Origin of the sequence: Amycolatopsis sp. NBC_00355, from assembly GCF_036104975.1 — a bacterium.
GTDB lineage: Bacteria > Actinomycetota > Actinomycetes > Mycobacteriales > Pseudonocardiaceae > Amycolatopsis.
The window spans coordinates 8,282,466-8,300,748 of record NZ_CP107982.1 but is presented as its reverse complement, the minus strand read 5'-3'; the positions used below and the strand labels follow the sequence as shown (position 1 = coordinate 8,300,748).

Sequence of the window (18,283 nt, the reverse complement as noted above, 5' to 3'; positions counted from 1 at the left end):
ACGGCGATCAAGCGCATCATCCGACTAGGCGATTCTCTATCGCCGCAGGTCAGAGCCATGATCGACCCTCACTGGCAGTGAGGGGTCAGGGGTTCGAGTCCCCTTAGCTCCACATCGTAAGAAACCCCTTCGTTTCAGCCGTTGTAGCTGGCCGGAGGGGTTTTCTGCGTTCCGGGTTCGATCATCGGTGATCGGCTTGCGCGGTGATCTTCTGCTCCTGCTGGGGCAGAACTGGAGCACGACCCCACCCTCGATATGGCGTCGGCGCGGTGTTCCTGCTGTTCGCGGGCCCGTCCGGCGGGTGACCCCCACCGTGGCGAAGAGGGGGACAACCGGCGCCACCCGCCTACTGTCGACCACACTCGGTGATGGTGTCGGTGGTGGCGGGGCCGCGGTGTGCGAGCGGCGCTCGAGATCGTCGAGCAGCCGCTGCTCGACCTCTGGCGCGACGTGGCAGTAGGTCTCCACCACCCGATTGTCCAGGTGATGCCCGAGCCGGCGGGCCTGGGCTATCTCCGGTGCGCCGCCGGCGATCAGCCAGGTCTTGTGGCTGTGCCGCAGCCCGTGGAACGTCAACCCCGGCCGGACCGCCGCGCAGCCCGCCTTCGCCCCGGAGGCGTCGCTGCCGTCGACCGCGGGACGGAATACGCGCCGCAGGAACGTCGAGCGCCACAACCACGTCCCGCTCGGCGTCGTGAACACGAACTCGTACCGGTGCCGGGCGAGGTGCTCGCGCAGCAGCGCGACCAGGAACGGCGGCAACGCGATCGTCCGCGCCGAGGCCCGGGTCTTCGGCGGGCCCAGCCATCGCATCGACCCCGACTCATGCAGCGCACCCACCAGCGGATCGATCACGATCACGCCACGTCGGAGATCGACGTTGTCCTGGTGCAGACCGGCCAACTCGCCCCAACGGCACCCGGTCCACGCCGCAGTGATCACCAGCAGCCGCGCGATCGGCCCACCGAGGACACCGGCCTGCTCGGCGATCCGCACTATCTGCTCCGGCGTCGCCCAGATCCGCTCCGGCACGGCGCGTCGTGACCGCCGGCCCCGGCGCACCGGGTTGAACGGAATCAGCCCCTCAGCGGCTGCATCGGTCAGCAACATCGACAAAAGATTCAGCTGTGCACTTACCGTCGACGGGGCGTACCCCGCTCGTTCCAGCTCCCGGACCCACTCGGTCACACCCACCCAACGGCAGGTCGCCGAACTTCGGCAGGATGTGACACCGCAACCGGCTGCGATAGCTCTCGATCGTTCGCGGATCCAGATCCAGCGAGAGGAACCACCGCGCCACCCACTCAGCCACCGTGACCGCGCTGTCGGCCGGATCGATCCACACCCGCCGGCGCCGATCCACCTCCAACCCAGCGGCGTAGGCCGTAGCCCCACGCCGCGAGCCAAATCCGGACACCGACCGAACGCCGAAACCTTGCCCTCGATATCTCACGCGCCACGACCTGTTGCCGCACTGCTCCACCTACGCCACAACGACCTCCACACCTGGATGACCAACGAGGCGCTGGCCCCAACGGTGGAGTTCCCCGGCGCAGATGTCTCCAACGTCGCCTCGCAGCCGCGAGAACGCAGCAGGCCGACCACCGCCCGCGATGTCCAGCTCACGTAACGACGGAGAGCAGGTCATCCAGTGGACCGCCGACGGCGGGGCACCCAGTTGCGGCCTGGAAATTTCCCGGGATTGCGCTTTCCTTTGAAAGTTTCACGGGATCGCGCTCTTCTTTCGCCGCAAGCCATAGACATGTTTGACACCACGAGTCGACCCCGCTTATCGTCCTGTCGAACCGATTCGACAGGACGACTTACCGACAGATGCCTTGCTCCGCGCGCATGGAGCCGGTAGATGAGTCCATAGTGGACCTCTCTATTTTGGCGCCCCGGCGGGTAGTGACGATGGGTCCGATGATCGGTGTATCCCCGTAGACGCGACACCCGCGAAAGGGGTTTCTTGATGCGTCAGAACAGCCCTCGCACGCTATCCCAGCGCTTCGCCCGCGCAGCGCTGGCCGGCGCCACGCTCCTCGCGATCATCGACACGGTACAACCCGCCGCCGCAGCACAGCCGGCCGTCGCAACACAGCCGGCCCCCGCGGCCGCAGCTGCCGGCGCCGCCGCGATCGCCTCGGTCGACCTGGCCGGGACGTGGAGTTTCACGCCGACGGGGCGGGGGGCGACGTCGATCACCGTGCCCGGAGGCGGCTGGTACAAGCAGGGCTTCACCGACGTGAACGAGGCGGTGTACTCGCGCACCATCACCGTGCCCGACTCGGGTCGGCCGCAGTCGACGTGGATCGAGTTCGGGGCGGTCAATCACCAGGCGACGCTGTCGGTCGACGGCCGGGTGGTGGCGACGCAGACCACGTCGTTCACGCCGTCGAATTTCGACATCTCCGCCTACGCGGCCCCCGGTAGCACCCACACGATCAGCGTCGCTGTGAAGGGCCGCGGCGCGTTGAAGGCATCCAACGGCCGGTACCTGGTGCCCGACGCCGCCGACTGGTCCGAGGCGATCCCCCAGGGGATCTTCCGGTCCGCGTTCCTGCGAACCTACCCGGTGGTGTACGTCAGCGACACATTCGTGCGTACGTCGGTGGCGAACAAGACGTTGAGCTACGACGTGTCGGTGCGCAACACGTCGGGCAGTTCCCGGTCGGTGACGTTGACCGGGTCGCTGTCGTCCAACAGCGGAACGGCTTTCAGCTACCCGGAACTGCCCAGCCGTACGGTCACCGTGGCGGCCAACTCGACCGTGACCGTGACCGTCGGGCCGGTCGCGTGGAACCTCGACAGCACCTCGTACTGGTGGCCCAATGTGCCGTACCGGCCGGGGTACCGGGCGCAGCTGCACGGGCTGGCGGTGCATGCCGTCGCCGATGACGGGCACACCAGCGACGCCACGCACCGGTTCGGGTTCCGGGAGGCCACCCAGAACGGTGACTACTACTACCTCAACGGCGTGCGCGTGAACTTCCGCGGCGACAACCTCCAGGGCGCCGACTACGACCGGATCAACAACGGCGGCAAGGGCGACGCCTACGACACCCTGCCCGGCTTCCTGCCGCCGTCGCCCGGCAACGGCGGCTGGCCGCAGGCGGTCGACAACTACCAGCGGCTCAACTACAACGTGGTCCGCATCCACCAGGAGCCCGCGAGCCCGTACATGGTGGACGTCGCCGACGAGATGGGCCTGATGATCGTCGACGAGACCGCGATTCGCGGCTCCTCCGGCAAGCAGGACTGGATCGCCGGGCACGACAACATGGTCAACCACGCCCGTGCGCTGGTCCTGCGCGACCGCAACCACCCCGCGGTCATCCGCTGGAGTCAGGTCAACGAACCGAACCAGAGCGGCCAGGATTCCGAACAGTTCGAGAAGGACCTGTACGCGGCGATCAACGGCAACGATGGCACCCGGCCGGTCATTGCCGAGGTGGGCGTCGACGGGAATCTCAACGGGTATCCCGGGATGACGTACGCCAACTTCGCGGTGATCCCGCACTACGTCGACGGCTTCGGCAGGTACGGAGAGGGCCTGAAAACCGTGAACGGGCGGCCCGACGGCGAGGGCGAGTACATCTGGCCGGCATGCAACAACAAGCAGGGCTTCGAGTGGTTCGCCACGGCAACCCTGGCCAAGCGCGGCAAGAACGCCACCGACCTGCGTCCGTACACGCTGCTGTCCGCCTGGGCCAGCGTCGTGCCCGGAGTGCGGACCTCCGACTTCACCCCGGAGGAGGGCGGTCACCCGATCTACGGCGCGGACAACCTCCCGGCCCCCTGGAGCAACCCGCAGATCCAGCGCGTGCAGGCGGCGTTCAACCCGGTGGCCGCGGTCGACCTCCCGTTCTGGTCCGCCTCCGGCGCCTCGGACTCCAACGGCACCTTCCCTCTGCCGCAGGCCGTGCCCAACTACGCCCGCAACGCCGCGGTCACCCGCAACATCACCGTCTTCAACGACGACTTCGCCGACACGTCGGTGGGCTTCACCTGGACGGCGCGGCTCGACGCGCCGGACGGCGCGGTCGTCGCGTCCGGAAGCACGACCCTGACCGTCCCGCTCGGCTCGCGGGTCACCCAGCCGGTGTCCTTCACCACCCCGGCCACCGGCAACCGCGTGTACCTGCAGCTGTCGACCACGAAGTCCGGCAGCCCCGTCTTCGCCGACGCGGTGGAGTACTTCAACCTCGCCGGAAGCGGCGGAGACGGCCCCGTACCGGGCACCTACCGCATCGTCAACCGCAACAGCGGCAAGCCGCTCGCTGTCGCGGGCAACTCCACCGCGGACGGTGCCAAGGTAGTCCAGCAGAGCGGCACCGCCACCTGGACCATCGCCACGACCTCCGACGGCTCCTACACCCTCCAGTACGTCCCGAGTGGAAAGGTGCTCGACGTCAACGGCAGCAGCAGCACGGCCGGGCTGCAACTGCAGCAGTGGACGGCCAACGGCGGCACCAACCAGATGTGGTATCTGCGGTCCACCGGCAACGGCTACTACACCATCGTCAGCCACGACAGCGGACTGGCGGCGGACGTCTCCGGTGCGGCGACGAGCGACGGGGCGCAGGTCGTGCAGTGGACCGCCAACGGCGGGGCCAACCAGCAGTGGCAACTGAACCGGGCCTGACCGGACGACCCGGTTCTCGCCTGCTGCCGCGGCGTCGACCGCTACCCCTGGCCGCTCGGCCCTGCGGCCAGGGGCGGCGGCGAGACGTCAACTCCGAACGTCGGCAAGCGACCACCACCGAGCACCTTGTCTCCGCTTCCATCGGTACGGGCCGGCAGACCACCGCGGTGAACGCAGTGAACCGCCTCGCCCGGCTGCTCTGGATGTTCGATGCGAGCGCGGCCATTCCTCTCAATCGCCGCAGGTCAGGACCATGATCGACCCTCACTGGCAGTGAGGGGTCAGGGGTTCGAGTCCCCTTAACTCCACTCTCTCGCAGAACCCCTTCGATCAGGTCATTTCGGCAGGTCGGAGGGGTTTCTTCGCGTCCGGAACCGATCCGCGAGGTCGCCGCAGTCGAGTGCGTGCCGGGCGGCGGCCACCTGCGCGGGCGTGACCTCGTCGCGGAAGGCGAAGTTGCCCACGGGCGAGACCGGTGCCTCCGGGGCCGCGTAGTCGGCGACGAGCCAAGCGTTGCTCAGCGGTTTCGCATGACCGGGTTTGCCTACTGGAAAGGCGAGCCGGGCGCCGATCGGGTTGCTCAGCCCCAGAAGTCGACGATCCCGACGTCTACGGGTGCCAGCATGCCGACCGTGCCGAGGTACACGCCGAGCACCGCTGCCTTCCCCGGCAGGTCCGCGCGCAACGGGGCGGTGATGATCTCGTCGTGCGGTCCCTGGTAGATCAGCACCCGCCGACCGGAGGTCACCGCGTCTTGAAGGTTCCGCTGCCTCGGCGTGAAGTCCGCGGCATCCGTCGGGTGCTCGCGGCCGGTCCACGCTTGGTAGTAGGCGCGTTCGTCGTCGATCGAGCCCGCGGCGGGGGGCGCCTCCCGGTACCGGGCCGGCCCGGCGCACAGCGGCGCCCACACCACGACGACCAGCGTGAGCACCCCGTGGTCCGCGAACGCGGGAGCACCAGGACCGGCAGCAGCACGAGGAACAGCGACGGGTTGCCCGGCCTCCGGACCACCATGATTTCACCGGCGGAATGCCGAACTGACCGGCCGCCGCTTCACCCGGTTTCCGCCTGTGGCCTGACGCGGTCGCGGAAGGCGGCCGGGGTAGTTCCGGCGCGCTGGTGGAAGTACTTGGAGAAGTTGGACGAATCGTCGAAGCCGAGTTCGGCGGCGATCCGGGCCACCGGGTCGGGCCCGTGGGCGAGGAGGCGTTTGGCTTCGAGCACGATGCGCTCGTCGACGAGCTGTTTGGCGGACAGGCCGGTGTTCTCGCGGGCGAGCCGGTTGAGAGTGCGGGTGGAGTAGCCCAGCCGGGCGGCGTACTCGGCGACCTTGTGCCGGGAGCGGAAACTCTTCTCCACCTCGTCGCGGAACCACACGAACGCCTGGTGGGTAGGCGGGCGGCGGCCGCTGCCTTCCGGGACGGCCATCACGAGCAGGAGCAGCACCGCGGCCAGCACCCGGGCGAGCGCGGCGTCCCGAAGGCTCGTCCCCGCCGCTGCGGCGGTGGCGAGCGCGGTGGCCAGTGCGGTCGATGCGGGTGTCCCCGCGACCGTCGCGGCGGCCCAGTGGTTGGGGGTGGCCACCCCCGCGGACCGGATCAGCTCCCAGGTGCCGGTGTCGATCGCCGGCGGGGTGAACAGGAACACCGGGCCCTCGATGGCGTCGATGACGCCCCACTGCTGCACCTGACCGGCGCGCACCCACATCAGGTCGCCGGGCGCGAGCGGATAACCGGTGAAGTCGACGGTGTGCACGGCGCGGCCCGCTTCGACCCGGATCAGGAGGTCGAAATCGAGCCGCTGCGGGGCGATGAACTCGCGCGGACCGCCCCGGGCCCGCATGCGCGCCAGCGAGGTGAGCTCGATCTCGCCGGTCACCCCCGGCGGCGGCTCGTACCGGACCGGCCGGATGTTCTGTCCCATTTTCACCATGATAGGTCACACGACGACCGTGAAAAGACCTGGTTGCGCTCCTAGCCTGTGGTCATGGCAGTGAAATTGACCTATGTGTTCGACGCCTACTGCGGCTGGTGCCACGGCTTCGGCCCGGCCGTGGCCGGGTTCGCCGGCGCCAACGCCGGGCGGATCGAGCTCGACGTCGTCAGCGGCGGCCTGTTCACCGGCGGCCGCGTCGCGCCGATCGGCACCATGCCTTACGTCGCCGACGCCAACGCCCGCATCACCGAGCTGACCGGCGCCGAGTTCGGCCCCGGCTACCGCGCCCTCGTCGCCGACGGCCGGTTCATGATGGATTCCACGGCCGCCGCCACCGGCTTCGCCGCGCTGCGGACCCTCGCCCCCGACCGAGCTCTCGAAGCCGCCGAAGCCATGCAACGCGCGTTCTACGTCGACGGGCTCAGCCTCTCCGAAGCCGGCACCTACCGGCACCTCGCCGAACAGCTGGACCTGGACGCCGACGCCGTGCTGACCGGATACGCCACCTCGGGCGCCTCGGCCTCGCAGGACTTCACCCGCGCCGCCCGGCTCGGCGTCACCGCCTACCCGACGCTGCTGCTGCACACCGAGACCGGCGTGATCCGGCTGGGGAGCCCGGCTGCCACCGCCGCCCACCTGTCCGACGCCCTCGACCGCCACCTCACCGCTGTTTCCGAATGACCCTCCGAAAGGACCTGGCCATGAGCCCCCTGACCTACCAGATCATCGACGCGGCCGACACCTCGCTGAACAAGACCAGCGTGCTGGTCACCGGCGAGACGGAAGCCCTCGTCGTGGACGCGGCCTTCACCCGGGCCGACGGGCACCGGATCGTCGCTGCGGCCCTCGACTCCGGCAAGCGGCTCACCACGGTGCTGATCACCGCCGGCGACCCGGACTTCTACTTCGGCGCCGAGGTCATCGCCGACGCCTTCCCCGAGGCGGTGTTCCTGGCACCGGCCGACGTCATCGAGCACATCCGCGACACCTACGACAAGAAGCTGGCCGCGTGGGCGCACCTGGGCGCCAACCTGCCCACCCGGCTGGTCGACATCGCGCCGCTGACCGCGCCGTCGGTCACTGTGGACGGTGTCGGCCTCGATGTCCGGCGCGGCAGCACGGCGCTGGGCGACCGCGCCTGGTACGTCTTCGAGCCGGCGGGACGCGCGCTGCTCGGCGGAGTGCTGCTGTTCGAAGGCCTGCACGTGTGGACCGCCGACAGCGCGACCACCGAACAGCGCGCGGAATGGCTCCGCGTCCTCGACGACCTCGAAGCGCTCGAGCCTGCCTTCGTCGTGGCCGGCCACCGGGTCGCCGACGCGCCGACCGACCCGACGGCGATCCGGCACACCGGCGAGTACCTGCGGTTCTTCGAGAAAACCGTCGCCGAGGCCGGCGACGCCACCGCGGCCGAGGAGCGACTGCTGGCCGCCTACCCGGATGCCGGACTGAAGATCGCCGCGTCGCTCGGCACCAAGGTCGCGAAGGGCGAGATGACATGGGGCTGACCGAGGACACCACACCCGCAGCCGTCGTCCGGCGGCAGTACCTCGCCTCCGCCGCCGGCGACCTCGCCGCCCTCCGGGCGACCCTGGCCCCGGACGTCGAGTGGACGGAGATGGCCGGGTTCCCGCTCGCCGGCACCTACCGCACTCCCGACGGCGTGACGAGCGGCGTCATGGAGAAACTGGCGCAGTACTGGGAGAACTGGACGGCCCACGACGACACCTACGTCGCCGACGGCGAGAACGTCGTCGTCCTCGCCCGCTACACCGCCGGCCACAAGGCGACCGGCAAACCGCTGAACGTCCGGGTGGCCCACCACTTCACGGTGCGCGGCGGGCTGATCGTCCGGTTCGAACAGTTCGTCGACACCGCACTGGTCCGCGATGCGGCCACCGCGTAACCCGCTCGCCGCTCAGGTGAGTTCCAGCAGCCCCCGGCGTACCGCTTCGGAGACGGCCGCCGCCCGGTTGTCGGCGCCCAGCTTCCGGTAGATCCGCACCAGGTGCGTCTTGACGGTCGCTTCGCTGAGGTACAGGGATTCCGCGATGGAGCGGTTGCTGTGCCCGTCGGCCAGCAACCGGACGACTTCTCGCTCCCGTTCGCTCAGCTCCGGCGGCGGGCTGACCACCTGGCCGACGAGATGCCCGACAACCTCCGACGCGAGGCCGATGCGGCCGGCGGCGGCCTCGCGCACGGCCAGGAAGAGCTCCTCGGGTGGCCCCGCCTTGAGCACGTAGCCGCGGGCGCCGGCCTCCAGCGCGCGGACGACGTCGGCGCGGCCGGAGTAGCTGGTCAGCATCACCACGGCCGTGCCGGCAGCCTTGGTGGTCAGCCGGCGGACGGCCTCGGCTCCGTCGATGACGCCGTCCGTGCCCGCGAAGCGCAGGTCCATCAGCACGACGTCGGGGGCCAGCTCGGCGGCGAGGAGCACCGCCTCCTCGCCGCTGCCCGCTTCCGCGATCACCTCGAGATCCGGCTCACCGTCGAGCAGGGCTCGTAGTCCGGCCCGCACGACCGCGTGGTCGTCGGCGATCAGCAGGCGCAGCGAAGACGTCATCATCGGACCGCCGTGGAGGTCACCGGCACGACCGGGCCGGACCGCAGGCGACCGGGGACGGTGACCCGGATCCGCGTGCCCCGGCCCGGAGCGGTGTCGACCTCGATGTCACCGCCGAACTCGCGAAGCCGCGCCCGCGCCGACGGCAGGCCGACGCCCCGGCCCGGACCCGACGGCTCGGCGGGATCGAAGCCGACACCGTCGTCGCGCACGTCCAGTTCGACGTGGTCCGGGTGGTGGTGCAGGGTCACCAGCAGGGTGGTGGCGTGCGCGTGCTCGCGGACGTTGGCCAGGGCGCCCTGTGCCACCCGGAACAGGGCGGTGGCGGCTTGTTCGCCGAGGTCGGGGCCAGGGCCGCCGACCGAGCGGAACCGCACGCGCGCCGCGGTGCCGTCCTGCCGGGCGCGGTCGCACAGCAGCCGCAGGGCACCCCCGAGCCCGGCGTCCTCGAGGGGAGAAGGGGTGAGGTCCCCGATGATCCGCCGTGTCTCGGCGAGACCCGTGCTCAGCCGGTCGGTGACCACGCGAACGCGGGTCCGCGCGACATCCGGCTCGTCCCAGCTCCGCTCCGCCGCCTGCAGCAGCATCACGCTGCCGGACAGTTCCTGGGCCAGCGTGTCGTGCAGGTCACGCGCGAGGCGCATGCGCTCCTCCAGCACACCCGCCCGGCGCTGCTCCCGCTCCAGCGCCCGGTACAGGGCCACGGTGCCCCAGACGGCCGCGACGGGGATCAGCGCGATCTCCGGGTCGAACCGGCCGGCGGACTCGGTCAGCTGACCGACCAGCACGACGGTGATCACGGCCACCGCGACCGTCGCGCCTCGGCGTCCGAGCGCCCGCAGCACCGCCCAGGCCAGCGGCACGGCGCACCAGACGTAGGCGACGGTCAGGAACGGCGGGGTCAGCGCGACCAGGACCGTCCACAACAGGAGCAGGGCCGCGACCCAGAAGTACCGGACGCGGACGCCCATCGTGGACCACAGCGCGAGACCGGCCGCGTACACCACGGCCAGCACCGAACTGACGGTGACGATTTCCCAGCACAGGGGAATGTTCAGGCTGACCAGCCGGACCATCGCGGCACCGACGACGACGAAGAACACGAGGTGTGGCATCTGCCACAGGAGTCGGCTTCCGCGTGCCGGCGATGGCGAATGGTCGGACACGGCGAACCCCCTGGACGGATAATCCAATTAGGACAGTGCCGTCCAGGAGCTTAACCGATGCCGGTGTGGCGCACGTCAAGTTGTGGCTCACGTCAAGTCAGGCGCCCGGGTGCAGTCCGGGCCAGCCGGGCGTGGGGTCGCCCTTGACCTCGCCGAAGTACAGCGCGAAGGTCTGCTTCCACCGCTCCACCTCGGCGCGGTCGGCCATGAAGCGGGGGAATCCGCCCAGGTCGGCGTTCGGGTACTCCCAGATCGGCTTCAGCCCGGCCGGCGGCGTGACGTCCGTGCGGACCGACCAGCCGTTGAAGGACGCCTGCTGCTGCGTGAGCGACAGCTGCCAGTTCAGGTAGAGCTTGGCGGCGGTCGGGTTCTTGGCCTGCTTGAAGATCGCGGCCCGCTGGCCCCAGGCCATGAACGGGTGCCCGTCGGCGACCACGAACCGCACGGGCGCCGACGCGGGCGAGGTCAGCGAGCCCGCGCCGCCGATGCCGATCGCGGCCTGCCCGGCCATCACCGCTTCGCCCGGTGTGTTGCTGCCGCGCGCGAACCGCACGCCCTGGGTGGCCAGTTTCGCCGCCCAGTCCCAGCCGTAGGCCTGGACGTAGCGCGTGTAGAGGTAGAGGACGGCGTCGTCGTCGTGGGGGTACGACGACGCGATCTTCCCCTGCCACTTCGGGTCGACGAGGTCGAGCGGGGTGCGCGGCGCTGCCGACCCGACCGCCGACGTCCCGTACATGAAGCTGAAGGCGAGCGCCGAAACCGCGACCCAGGCACCCTGGCGGTCCTTGAACGCGTCGTGGACCTTCGAGAACCCGGCGGGCCTGTAGCCCAGCAGGCGCCCCTGTTCCTTCCAGCGCACGAAGTCCTGCACGGTCTGGAGCTGCACGAGGTCCGGGACGAGGGTGCCGGTGGCGAACTGGTTGTCGACCCGCACGTCGTGGTACTTGCTGTAGTCGACGATCAGCGTCAGGTCGATGCCCGGGAAGCGGGCCTTGAAGGCCGCCTTGGTCGCGTCCTGCTGGGTCGGGGTGTCGCCGCCGGCGTAGATGACGAGCTTGCCGCCCTCCGCCAGCGCGGCCCGGTAGAGCTCGTCGAGCGTCCGGGTCTCCTCGGGGCCGCCGCCTGATGGCGACGCGGGCGAAGCTGACGCCGCGGTGGCACCCACGCCGACGCCGATCGCGGCGCCCGCCCCGGCGGCAAGGACACTTCGTCTGCTCAGGAAGGTGGCCACGTCGAGGAAACCTCTCTACTTGGGGAACGTGCGATGCCCAGGCGCCGTGGGCCACCGTCATTGTGGTGCGATCGAGCCGGCCATCGCATCGTACGGACGGAGCGATCAGGCGCGCTGGAGAGGGAAGCTGCGTTCAACCGAACGATTGAACGGCCGATTCCGCACGGCACCGAGGCCCGCTCGCGACGTTGGCCATGTCACCGTCCGCGGGAATGAGTGACTCTTGCAACCTGCACGCTCTGCCCAAAGACGTACAGCGATAGAGCCGGCTGGGGCCGGCCGGTAGCACTTGAGCACAGCCTGCGCGCCCTGGACAACCCATCCGGCATTCGCGCGAGCCGACGAGGTCGGCGGCATTGTCGCCACGCTCACCGCGCGCGACGCGGAAACCTTTGGCAAGGCCGATGACAACCGGCTGAAGCGGTGGATCCTTGAACGGCTCACGGCGTGGGCTGGAGAAGTGCCGGGCGGTTCGAAAAGTCGTGGTCGTGGTGGCTGTCTCGCTGGTGGCGACGTCTCTCTCTTGCGGGCCGCCCGGGCGCTGCAGTATCGCAGGCATGGACAGCAACGCACGAGTTCGTTCGATACAGGAACGAAATGATCACTTCCTGTCGATCGTTTCGAGCTCCGTGATCAACTCCACGACCAGACGGCGGCGGGTCTTGCCCACGATGTCTCGCGGTTTGACCGTCGCCACGAGCCTGAGCCGCGGACAGGAACTTCTTCGCGCCGCCGGGAAACAGCTCCAGCAGCAATCGGTGGAGGCGGTTGGCGGTCTGGGTCCTGGCGCGGCCGAGCTCGTCACGGCGATCGACGAGCATGCCCAGTACGACCAGCTCAGGATCGGCCTGGACTCGGACCAGGTTCGGTGCGCGCAACGCCGCCGTGGCGACGGAGTGCGCGTCGACGGGATCGGTCTTGCGGCCCTTCCCTGATGTCACCCGCTCATCGGCTACTTGAGACTGGGCCGCAGGACCGGGTCCGGCCAGTCTCTGGTCCAGGTGCTCGGTGAGTCGCTCCCACATTGCGGCTGCCCGCCGGTGGCATTGGCGTGGCTCTTGCCCGTGGCGAACACCCGATGTCAGCAAGGAAGGCACCGCTACTTCGAGCAGAACAGACCTCGACGCGTCGAGGCAGGGAGAATTGGATGCCGGTGATCATCGGGATGGATCCGAGGTGGCGAATGACCCGTCGTACAGTCGCGCTGAGATGCGTGCAGATCGGTTCGGCCCGATGGCGGCGGTTGTCCAGTCCGGCTCACAGGTGGGACCGTCGGACCACACGGCCGGCGCCGTGGGCGAGAACCGGTGGGCCGTCATCACCTTCGCGGCCCTGTCGGCGGCCCCAGGTCGTCGTGATCATGACCCTTTCGGCCGCGCATGCTTCGGCGAACCCGGACCGGGGAGCGACACAGTGAGCGCGACAAGCGGTTTCAGACTCGCGGACCGGTCAGTTCGGCCGCACCGAAGGACACGTCGAAGCGGTCACACCAAAGGCTCACGCTGGCGTAGCCGGCCAGGTCGGTCCCCGCGGGCAGTGGGTAGTTCTGGTTTCCCTTGTTGCCCTTGAGCTTGCCTGCGTCGAGGTACTTGCCGTCGTCGAACACGTCCCAGCCGTCCTTGCCCGGTTTCACCGGCGCGTCGGTGAGCCAGACGTGCACGTCCGGGCCGCTGCTGGTCTCGAGGTTCTCCAAGCGCAGCACGAGTGCTCCGTCGGCTGCCCGCAGGACCCGGACGGTGCCCGTAGTCGGGTGCTCGTGGCTGATCAGCGTCCCGGTCGCGAGTTCGGCCGGCGTAGCCGGTGGCGAGGGCTGCGACGCAGAGGGCTGCGACGTCACAGCAGAGGGTTGTGCCGTCGGCGCGGCGGCCGGCAGGGACTCCTGCACCGTCTCGTCCACCCACAGCTGCCACGGCTGGAACCAGAACAAGCCCGCCGCGACCGCGACCAGGCCCGCCACCAGGACACCGACGACCCAAGGCCGGGCGAGCAGGCGCCGCGTGCGATTCATCTCGTACTCCTCCACATCGTTCCGCTGACACCTCATTCAACGGGACAAATCGCCCAGCCGTGTCCGGCGCGCGGTTACCGATCCCTTACGGACGAACCCGGGAGGACCGGCGCCGGAGATCGTTCCGGACCGTGCTCGCCGGCGAGAGACAACAAGGACATACCAAGGGCGGCACCGATCATCGTGAACACGCCGCGCGGCCAGAAGATGTGACTGTCGAGAAAGGACACACTCGCGAGCAGGAGGACCACCGCACCCGGTGCCGCCCACCACCTCGCACGCGCGACGGCCGCGGCGACAATCAGGACGTTGGCGGCGAGAAAGCAGCCCGAGCCGATATAGCCGAGCAGGTCGCCGATGGCGAACGCGGCACCGACGACCGGCGTGGCACCGTTCTGCGCGTGCACCACGGTGCCCGCGGCGACCCCCGCGACGGCGTCGAGCCCGCCGTAGAAGGCCGCGAAACCGAACGCCGCCAGCCGCCCCGGCCACCGAAGCCACGGCGGCGCCGAGGTCAGCAACTGCCACTGCGCCGCGGCCAGCAGCGGGAAGACCGGGAGCAGAACGATGTGCAGCGCTGCCCACCACGCCGTGGCTGCGGAGAGCCTGCCCGTCCAGGTACGGCAGGCGACGGACGCGTTCTTCGCCGATCAGCGGCACTGGGTGGCCGGCGTGCTGGCCGAAGCGGGCATGCCCGCCACCCGGACCGGCGCGGCGGCCGAGGCTTACCTGGCGTCCCTGGAGGGGGCACTGCTCCTGGCCCGCGCCCACGGGCAGCCGGACAGCGCCGCCGGACAGGATCGGGATGTGGTCCGGTCGGTGGCGGCAACCCTGCTCTGAAACGCCACGCATCGCCGCGGCGCCTTGCCGGTAGAGCCGGAGCACAACGGTGACGATGTCACGACTGATGGCAGCGGTGTCCCTACTCAGATCACCGAGTTCACCAAGAGGAAGGAAGTCCCGTGAGCGAAGTCGGCCGGGAGGCGATCATCGTTGTCACACAAGAAGATCTCTACAACTCGACACTGTCGGCGGTTCGCCGGGGCGGCCACCGGGTGGTGTCGGAACTGCCGCCGACGCTGGCGACGGCCGTGTTCTCGGAATCCGGATTTTCCGCACCTGGAGCACAATTGTTCTTCGACACCGTCCCGCTCGACGTCGTGAATCGGCTCGACGCGCGGTCCCGGCTTTTCGTCGGGGCGTGGCAGGCGGGAAAAGAACCCAAGACCCGTCCCGGCGACGGGCTTTCCTGGGACGCTCCCGGGTTCACCCCGCCCGGTTGGTAGAGCGACCCGAGGCGTTCAACGGTCAGCCCGGCCGCCGTCGGCCGGATCGCGATGGCGTAATCCGCGCCGGGCTCGGGCAGCCCCCACCGTTCCCGGATGAACGCCCGCGCGACAGCGGGATCGCCGATCTGCTCGCTGAAGCCGAGCGCGCATCGAGCACCGGTTGACGAAGGTCAAGACCGAGACTCGTTCGAACATCATTCCGGAGACCAGGCCATGGGCGTGGCGCCCATCGCCGCAAGTACGGACTCGCCGCGTGCTCGCTGCTCCCCGCCGATGAACACCAGCGTCCGTGCCCACTGGTAGCGGCAGCCGGCGTCCTGCAGGGCGGCGGCTGCGGTGCTCAACCCGTCGCGGCCGCCGGTGTGCAGGGCCGCTGCGCGGTCGACGATGGCGATCACGATCGGATTGCCGTCCGCCGCCACGCGTGCGCGCTGCAGGCGGGCTGCGACATCCTCGTGCCCGGACAGAACGGCTGCCTCGGCCCACAGCGCGGCATACCAGGGACGCCACTCGGCGTACAAGTGCGTCGACTGCTCCGGCGACGTGTCCAACACCTGCGTCGCCTCCTCGGCCTGACCGCAGTGCAGCAGGAGCAAGGCGTCGAAGAAGTCGCCGAAGGTAACGTCGGTCCGCAGGCGTCCTGGCGTCATGAGGGCGTCGAAAATGTCCAGCCACGCGGCCCGGGCGTCGTCGTCCCCACGCAGTCCGTGCACGGTCGCGGCCGCATACGCGCCGCCGCTGAGATTGCCCGCACGGGGGCGTCCGGCCCGCTCCCACCCCTCGCGGAATCGCTCCGCCAGCGTGATCGTCTCGTCCCAGTCGCCCGCCAGCGCCGTGACGAGGAGCAGCTGCACGGTGGCCAGGTGGCCCTCCTCCGCATGGAAGGGCAGGTCTCGCAGACGTTCGGCCAGTCTCCTCGCGGCCGGCAGATCGCCGGTGGCGACAGCGCACTCGGCGGCCATGCCGAAACTGTCGAAGAACTCCAACCCGGCCACCGCCGTCACCGGCATCGACGCCAGCAGCTCCGTGCGCCGCAACGCGCTGGCCGCTGCGGCACGGACCTGCCCCCGAGCCAGCTGTACCGCAGTGAGCTGGTCCAGTGCGGCATTCTCGATCAACGGGTCGCCGATGCGACGGGCCAGGGTGAGAGCGCGCTCGATGAATTCGACGGTGGCTGGATCGTCGATGGCGCCGTTGAACGCCTCGGCGGTCAGCAGCCGCGCCTGCGCGGCCAGGTCGCTGCCGGCCAGCGCCCACCCCTCGGTGACCAGCGCCTCGACTTCGCCGACCGCGGGTGTGGTGGCCATGAGTCCGGGGGCACGATAGATCAGCACGGCATTGCGGGCGAGGTCACCAGCCGCGCCGGCCCGATCACCCGCGCGCAGCGCTGCGTCGGCCGCGCACCGACGCAGCTGCAGAGCCTCGGTGCCGACATGCCGCGACTCCGCCGCGCCTGCGGCGCCGCGCAAGGCGTCTGCGGCGGCCAGGTCGTCGGCGGCGAGCCCGGCCGCCTGCTCGTAGCGTCGCTGCGACTCGCCGGGCATCCCGCGGGTGAAGCTCAGTTCGGCCAGCCCGATCGCCAGCCGGTAAGCCTCCGGGCGGTATCGATCGTTGCCCGCTGCCCAGGCCAGCGCACCCCGCAGCTCATCGACGACCTCATCGAACCCGGCCCGCCATGCGTCGACCGGTTCCCGGGCCACCAGAGCAGCACTTTCCTCCAGGCACCAGCTCAGATGACGGGAGAACGCCTCGACCGCCTCGCCCGCCTCTTCGAGCCGATCGACACCGTATTGGCGGATGGTTTCCCAGACGCGGTAGCGAGTCCCGCCCGGCCCCACGATCGCGACCAGCAAACTCTGCTCGGCCAGCTCAGCCAAGATGGTGGGAACGGCGCCGGCCGGCACCGGCGGCCAACCGGCCACAGTGGCCGCCGCGGCGGCGGTGAACGGGCCGGCGAAAACCGAGACCCGGCGCAGCACCGCCTGAACCGGCTCGGCCAGCAGCGCGTAACTCCAGTCCAGCGTCGAACGCACCGAACGATGCCGGTCATCGATGCGCGCGCCGCCGGCCAGCAGGCGCAGCCGGTCGGCCAACCCGGCTTCGAGCCCATCGAGCCCCAGCGACGGGAACCGGGCGGCGGCCAGCTCGATCGCCAACGCCATGCCGTCCAAGCCCCGGCAGATCGCGGCGATCCGTTTCGTGTCCTCGGGCATCGGCGGTCTCCCGCCGGCCGCGGCTCGCCCGGCGAACAGCTCGACCGCGTCCCCCAGTCCACCGTCGTCGGCCTCGACGGACAGCCCGGGCACCGGGAACACCCATTCGAAGGGCACCAGCAACCTGGCCCGGCTGGTCGCGAGCACCGTCAGCCGGGGACTGCCGGCGAGGAGCTGTTCCAGCAGGAGCACCACACCGTCGGCCACGTGCTCGCAGTTGTCCAGCACGAGCAGCGTTTCCCGGTCGGCCAGCCGGCCGAGGACATGATCCGTGGCCGAGTGACCTTGGCTCTCTCCGATGCCGAGCGCGTCGGCGATCGCCGGCGCGATCATCGATGTATCGGTCACCGGTACCAGGTCGACGTATGAGACGCCGTCGGCGAACCGGTCCGTCATCTCACCGGCGACGCTCAGGGCCAGCCGGGTTTTGCCGACCCCGCCCGGACCGACGGCCGTGACCAGGCGGCGCCGGCCGAGCGCCTCGGTCAGCGCCGCCCGTTCGGCCACCCGCCCCACGAACGGCGTCAGCCGCGAGGGCAGGACGGCGGCCACTGTCGTAGCCCGGACCGGTTGAGTCCCCAGCGCGGGCCGCGTGGTTGCCGCGACAACCGCCAGGGCGCGGCGATTGGCCACCTGAAGCTTCCGCAGCAGGGAGGAGACGTGACTTTCCACGGTGCGGATGGAGATGGTCAGCCGGGCGCCGATCTCGGCATTGGTCAGATGGTCACCGAGCGCCGCGAGTACCTCGGCCTCCCGTGCGGAGATGCCCACCTCGGCAGGTACCTCCTGATCGGCCACGTTCGGATTGTCCCCCGCCGGCCTGACGCTGTCAGTCGAACGCGAGAACGAGGTCGTGTTCGTCGGGACGTATCGCTGCCTGGCCCGGGTCCGCTGCGCCGGCATGGCGGAGGGGGAACGGCCCGGCCGGCCCGCGCGGCGGTGAAGGCGTCGGCGAAGGCATCCGTGGCCGCCACGGAATCTCCGGATCCGTGGCGGGCACGGATGCCCAGCGGCCCGATCTGGCTCAAGGTTGGTACCAGGCCGCAAACGTTCGCTGATCGAGCACCCCGGGCAGGAGGGCTACGGGAAGATGCGGGCTTCGCAGCAAGGCCTACCGCGACTACGAAACGTTATGCGTCGGCATGCAAACCCTCCTCCACGACCTCGGCATCACTACCGGCACCGCCGCACCCTTCCGGACCGCAGCAAGTGACCGGACACGCCCACGTCCGA

Annotated in this window: 18 protein-coding genes and 1 tRNA gene; 7 read left to right on the top strand and 12 right to left on the bottom strand. The window is 70.0% G+C overall.

Annotated features, from left to right (window positions below):
- Window positions 1-36 precede the first annotated feature (36 nt).
- Complete coding sequence (locus OHS18_RS38315) at window positions 37-1,110, bottom strand: tyrosine-type recombinase/integrase (RefSeq protein WP_328614069.1); 1,074 nt, start codon at window positions 1,108-1,110, stop codon at window positions 37-39.
- On the bottom strand, window positions 1,085-1,312 hold the full coding sequence (locus OHS18_RS48645) for a hypothetical protein (protein ID WP_442875441.1): 228 nt from the start codon (window positions 1,310-1,312) through the stop codon (window positions 1,085-1,087). Before OHS18_RS48645 ends, OHS18_RS38315 begins: the two co-directional genes overlap by 26 nt.
- Before the next feature lie 660 nt (window positions 1,313-1,972).
- Here OHS18_RS48645 and OHS18_RS38310 point away from each other — a divergent pair.
- Both OHS18_RS38310 and OHS18_RS38305 read left to right on the top strand, forming a co-directional pair.
- Window positions 1,973-4,645: an RICIN domain-containing protein gene (locus OHS18_RS38310; protein WP_328614068.1), complete on the top strand. Its 2,673-nt coding sequence runs from the start codon at window positions 1,973-1,975 to the stop codon at window positions 4,643-4,645.
- Window positions 4,646-4,846: 201 nt separating this feature from the next.
- A tRNA-Ala gene (locus OHS18_RS38305) sits at window positions 4,847-4,953 on the top strand.
- Window positions 4,954-4,980: 27 nt separating this feature from the next.
- On the opposite strand, the gene OHS18_RS38300 is transcribed toward OHS18_RS38305, so the two are convergent.
- From OHS18_RS38300 to OHS18_RS38290, 3 genes are all read right to left on the bottom strand, one after another.
- On the bottom strand, window positions 4,981-5,109 hold the full coding sequence (locus OHS18_RS38300; RefSeq protein WP_328444168.1) for a hypothetical protein: 129 nt from the start codon (window positions 5,107-5,109) through the stop codon (window positions 4,981-4,983).
- Between the two features lie 116 nt (window positions 5,110-5,225).
- Window positions 5,226-5,576: a hypothetical protein gene (locus OHS18_RS38295; protein WP_328614067.1), complete on the bottom strand. Its 351-nt coding sequence runs from the start codon at window positions 5,574-5,576 to the stop codon at window positions 5,226-5,228.
- A gap of 122 nt (window positions 5,577-5,698) precedes the next feature.
- The gene (locus OHS18_RS38290; protein WP_328614066.1) at window positions 5,699-6,568 is read right to left on the bottom strand and encodes a helix-turn-helix domain-containing protein; all 870 of its coding nucleotides are present in this window, start codon (window positions 6,566-6,568) and stop codon (window positions 5,699-5,701) included.
- A gap of 63 nt (window positions 6,569-6,631) precedes the next feature.
- On the opposite strand from OHS18_RS38290, the gene OHS18_RS38285 reads away from it, so the two are divergent.
- From OHS18_RS38285 to OHS18_RS38275, 3 genes are read left to right on the top strand one after another with little or no spacing between them, the layout of a single operon-like run.
- A complete protein-coding gene (locus OHS18_RS38285) occupies window positions 6,632-7,261 on the top strand; it encodes a DsbA family protein (RefSeq protein ID WP_328614065.1) in 630 nt (209 codons plus the stop codon).
- Between the two features lie 20 nt (window positions 7,262-7,281).
- Window positions 7,282-8,088, top strand: coding sequence for an MBL fold metallo-hydrolase (locus OHS18_RS38280; RefSeq protein ID WP_328614064.1), 807 nt, complete (start codon window positions 7,282-7,284; stop codon window positions 8,086-8,088).
- On the top strand, window positions 8,079-8,486 hold the full coding sequence (locus tag OHS18_RS38275) for a nuclear transport factor 2 family protein (RefSeq protein WP_328614063.1): 408 nt from the start codon (window positions 8,079-8,081) through the stop codon (window positions 8,484-8,486). Before OHS18_RS38280 ends, OHS18_RS38275 begins: the two co-directional genes overlap by 10 nt.
- A gap of 12 nt (window positions 8,487-8,498) precedes the next feature.
- On the opposite strand, the gene OHS18_RS38270 is transcribed toward OHS18_RS38275, so the two are convergent.
- The 6 genes from OHS18_RS38270 to OHS18_RS38245 all read right to left on the bottom strand — a co-directional run bounded on the left by OHS18_RS38270 (window position 8,499) and on the right by OHS18_RS38245 (window position 14,069).
- Entirely contained in the window at window positions 8,499-9,146 is a 648-nt protein-coding gene (locus OHS18_RS38270; protein WP_328614062.1) for a response regulator transcription factor, read from the bottom strand.
- A complete protein-coding gene (locus tag OHS18_RS38265; RefSeq protein WP_328614061.1) occupies window positions 9,143-10,258 on the bottom strand; it encodes a sensor histidine kinase in 1,116 nt (371 codons plus the stop codon). Before OHS18_RS38265 ends, OHS18_RS38270 begins: the two co-directional genes overlap by 4 nt.
- A 148-nt stretch (window positions 10,259-10,406) precedes the next feature.
- Window positions 10,407-11,540 carry an ABC transporter substrate-binding protein gene (locus OHS18_RS38260; protein WP_328614060.1) on the bottom strand — a complete coding sequence of 378 codons (1,134 nt, stop codon included), beginning with the start codon at window positions 11,538-11,540 and terminating at the stop codon, window positions 10,407-10,409.
- A 440-nt stretch (window positions 11,541-11,980) separates the two neighbouring features.
- Entirely contained in the window at window positions 11,981-12,565 is a 585-nt protein-coding gene (locus OHS18_RS48640) for an IS110 family transposase (protein ID WP_442875308.1), read from the bottom strand.
- Window positions 12,566-12,972: 407 nt separating this feature from the next.
- The gene (locus OHS18_RS38250) at window positions 12,973-13,548 is read right to left on the bottom strand and encodes a DM13 domain-containing protein (RefSeq protein ID WP_328444188.1); all 576 of its coding nucleotides are present in this window, start codon (window positions 13,546-13,548) and stop codon (window positions 12,973-12,975) included.
- Window positions 13,549-13,622: 74 nt separating this feature from the next.
- A complete protein-coding gene (locus OHS18_RS38245; RefSeq protein WP_328614058.1) occupies window positions 13,623-14,069 on the bottom strand; it encodes a hypothetical protein in 447 nt (148 codons plus the stop codon).
- 46 nt (window positions 14,070-14,115) lie between these two features.
- Here OHS18_RS38245 and OHS18_RS38240 point away from each other — a divergent pair, with 46 nt between their 5' ends.
- Both OHS18_RS38240 and OHS18_RS38235 read left to right on the top strand, forming a co-directional pair.
- Entirely contained in the window at window positions 14,116-14,388 is a 273-nt protein-coding gene (locus OHS18_RS38240; protein WP_328614057.1) for an LmrA/YxaF family transcription factor, read from the top strand.
- Window positions 14,389-14,510: 122 nt separating this feature from the next.
- Window positions 14,511-14,834, top strand: a complete 324-nt coding sequence (locus OHS18_RS38235; protein WP_328614056.1) for a hypothetical protein — start codon at window positions 14,511-14,513, stop codon at window positions 14,832-14,834.
- 197 nt (window positions 14,835-15,031) lie between these two features.
- Here OHS18_RS38235 and OHS18_RS38230 read toward each other — a convergent pair whose 3' ends face one another.
- On the bottom strand, window positions 15,032-17,848 hold the full coding sequence (locus OHS18_RS38230; RefSeq protein ID WP_328614055.1) for an ATP-binding protein: 2,817 nt from the start codon (window positions 17,846-17,848) through the stop codon (window positions 15,032-15,034).
- Between the last annotated feature and the right edge of the window lie 435 nt (window positions 17,849-18,283).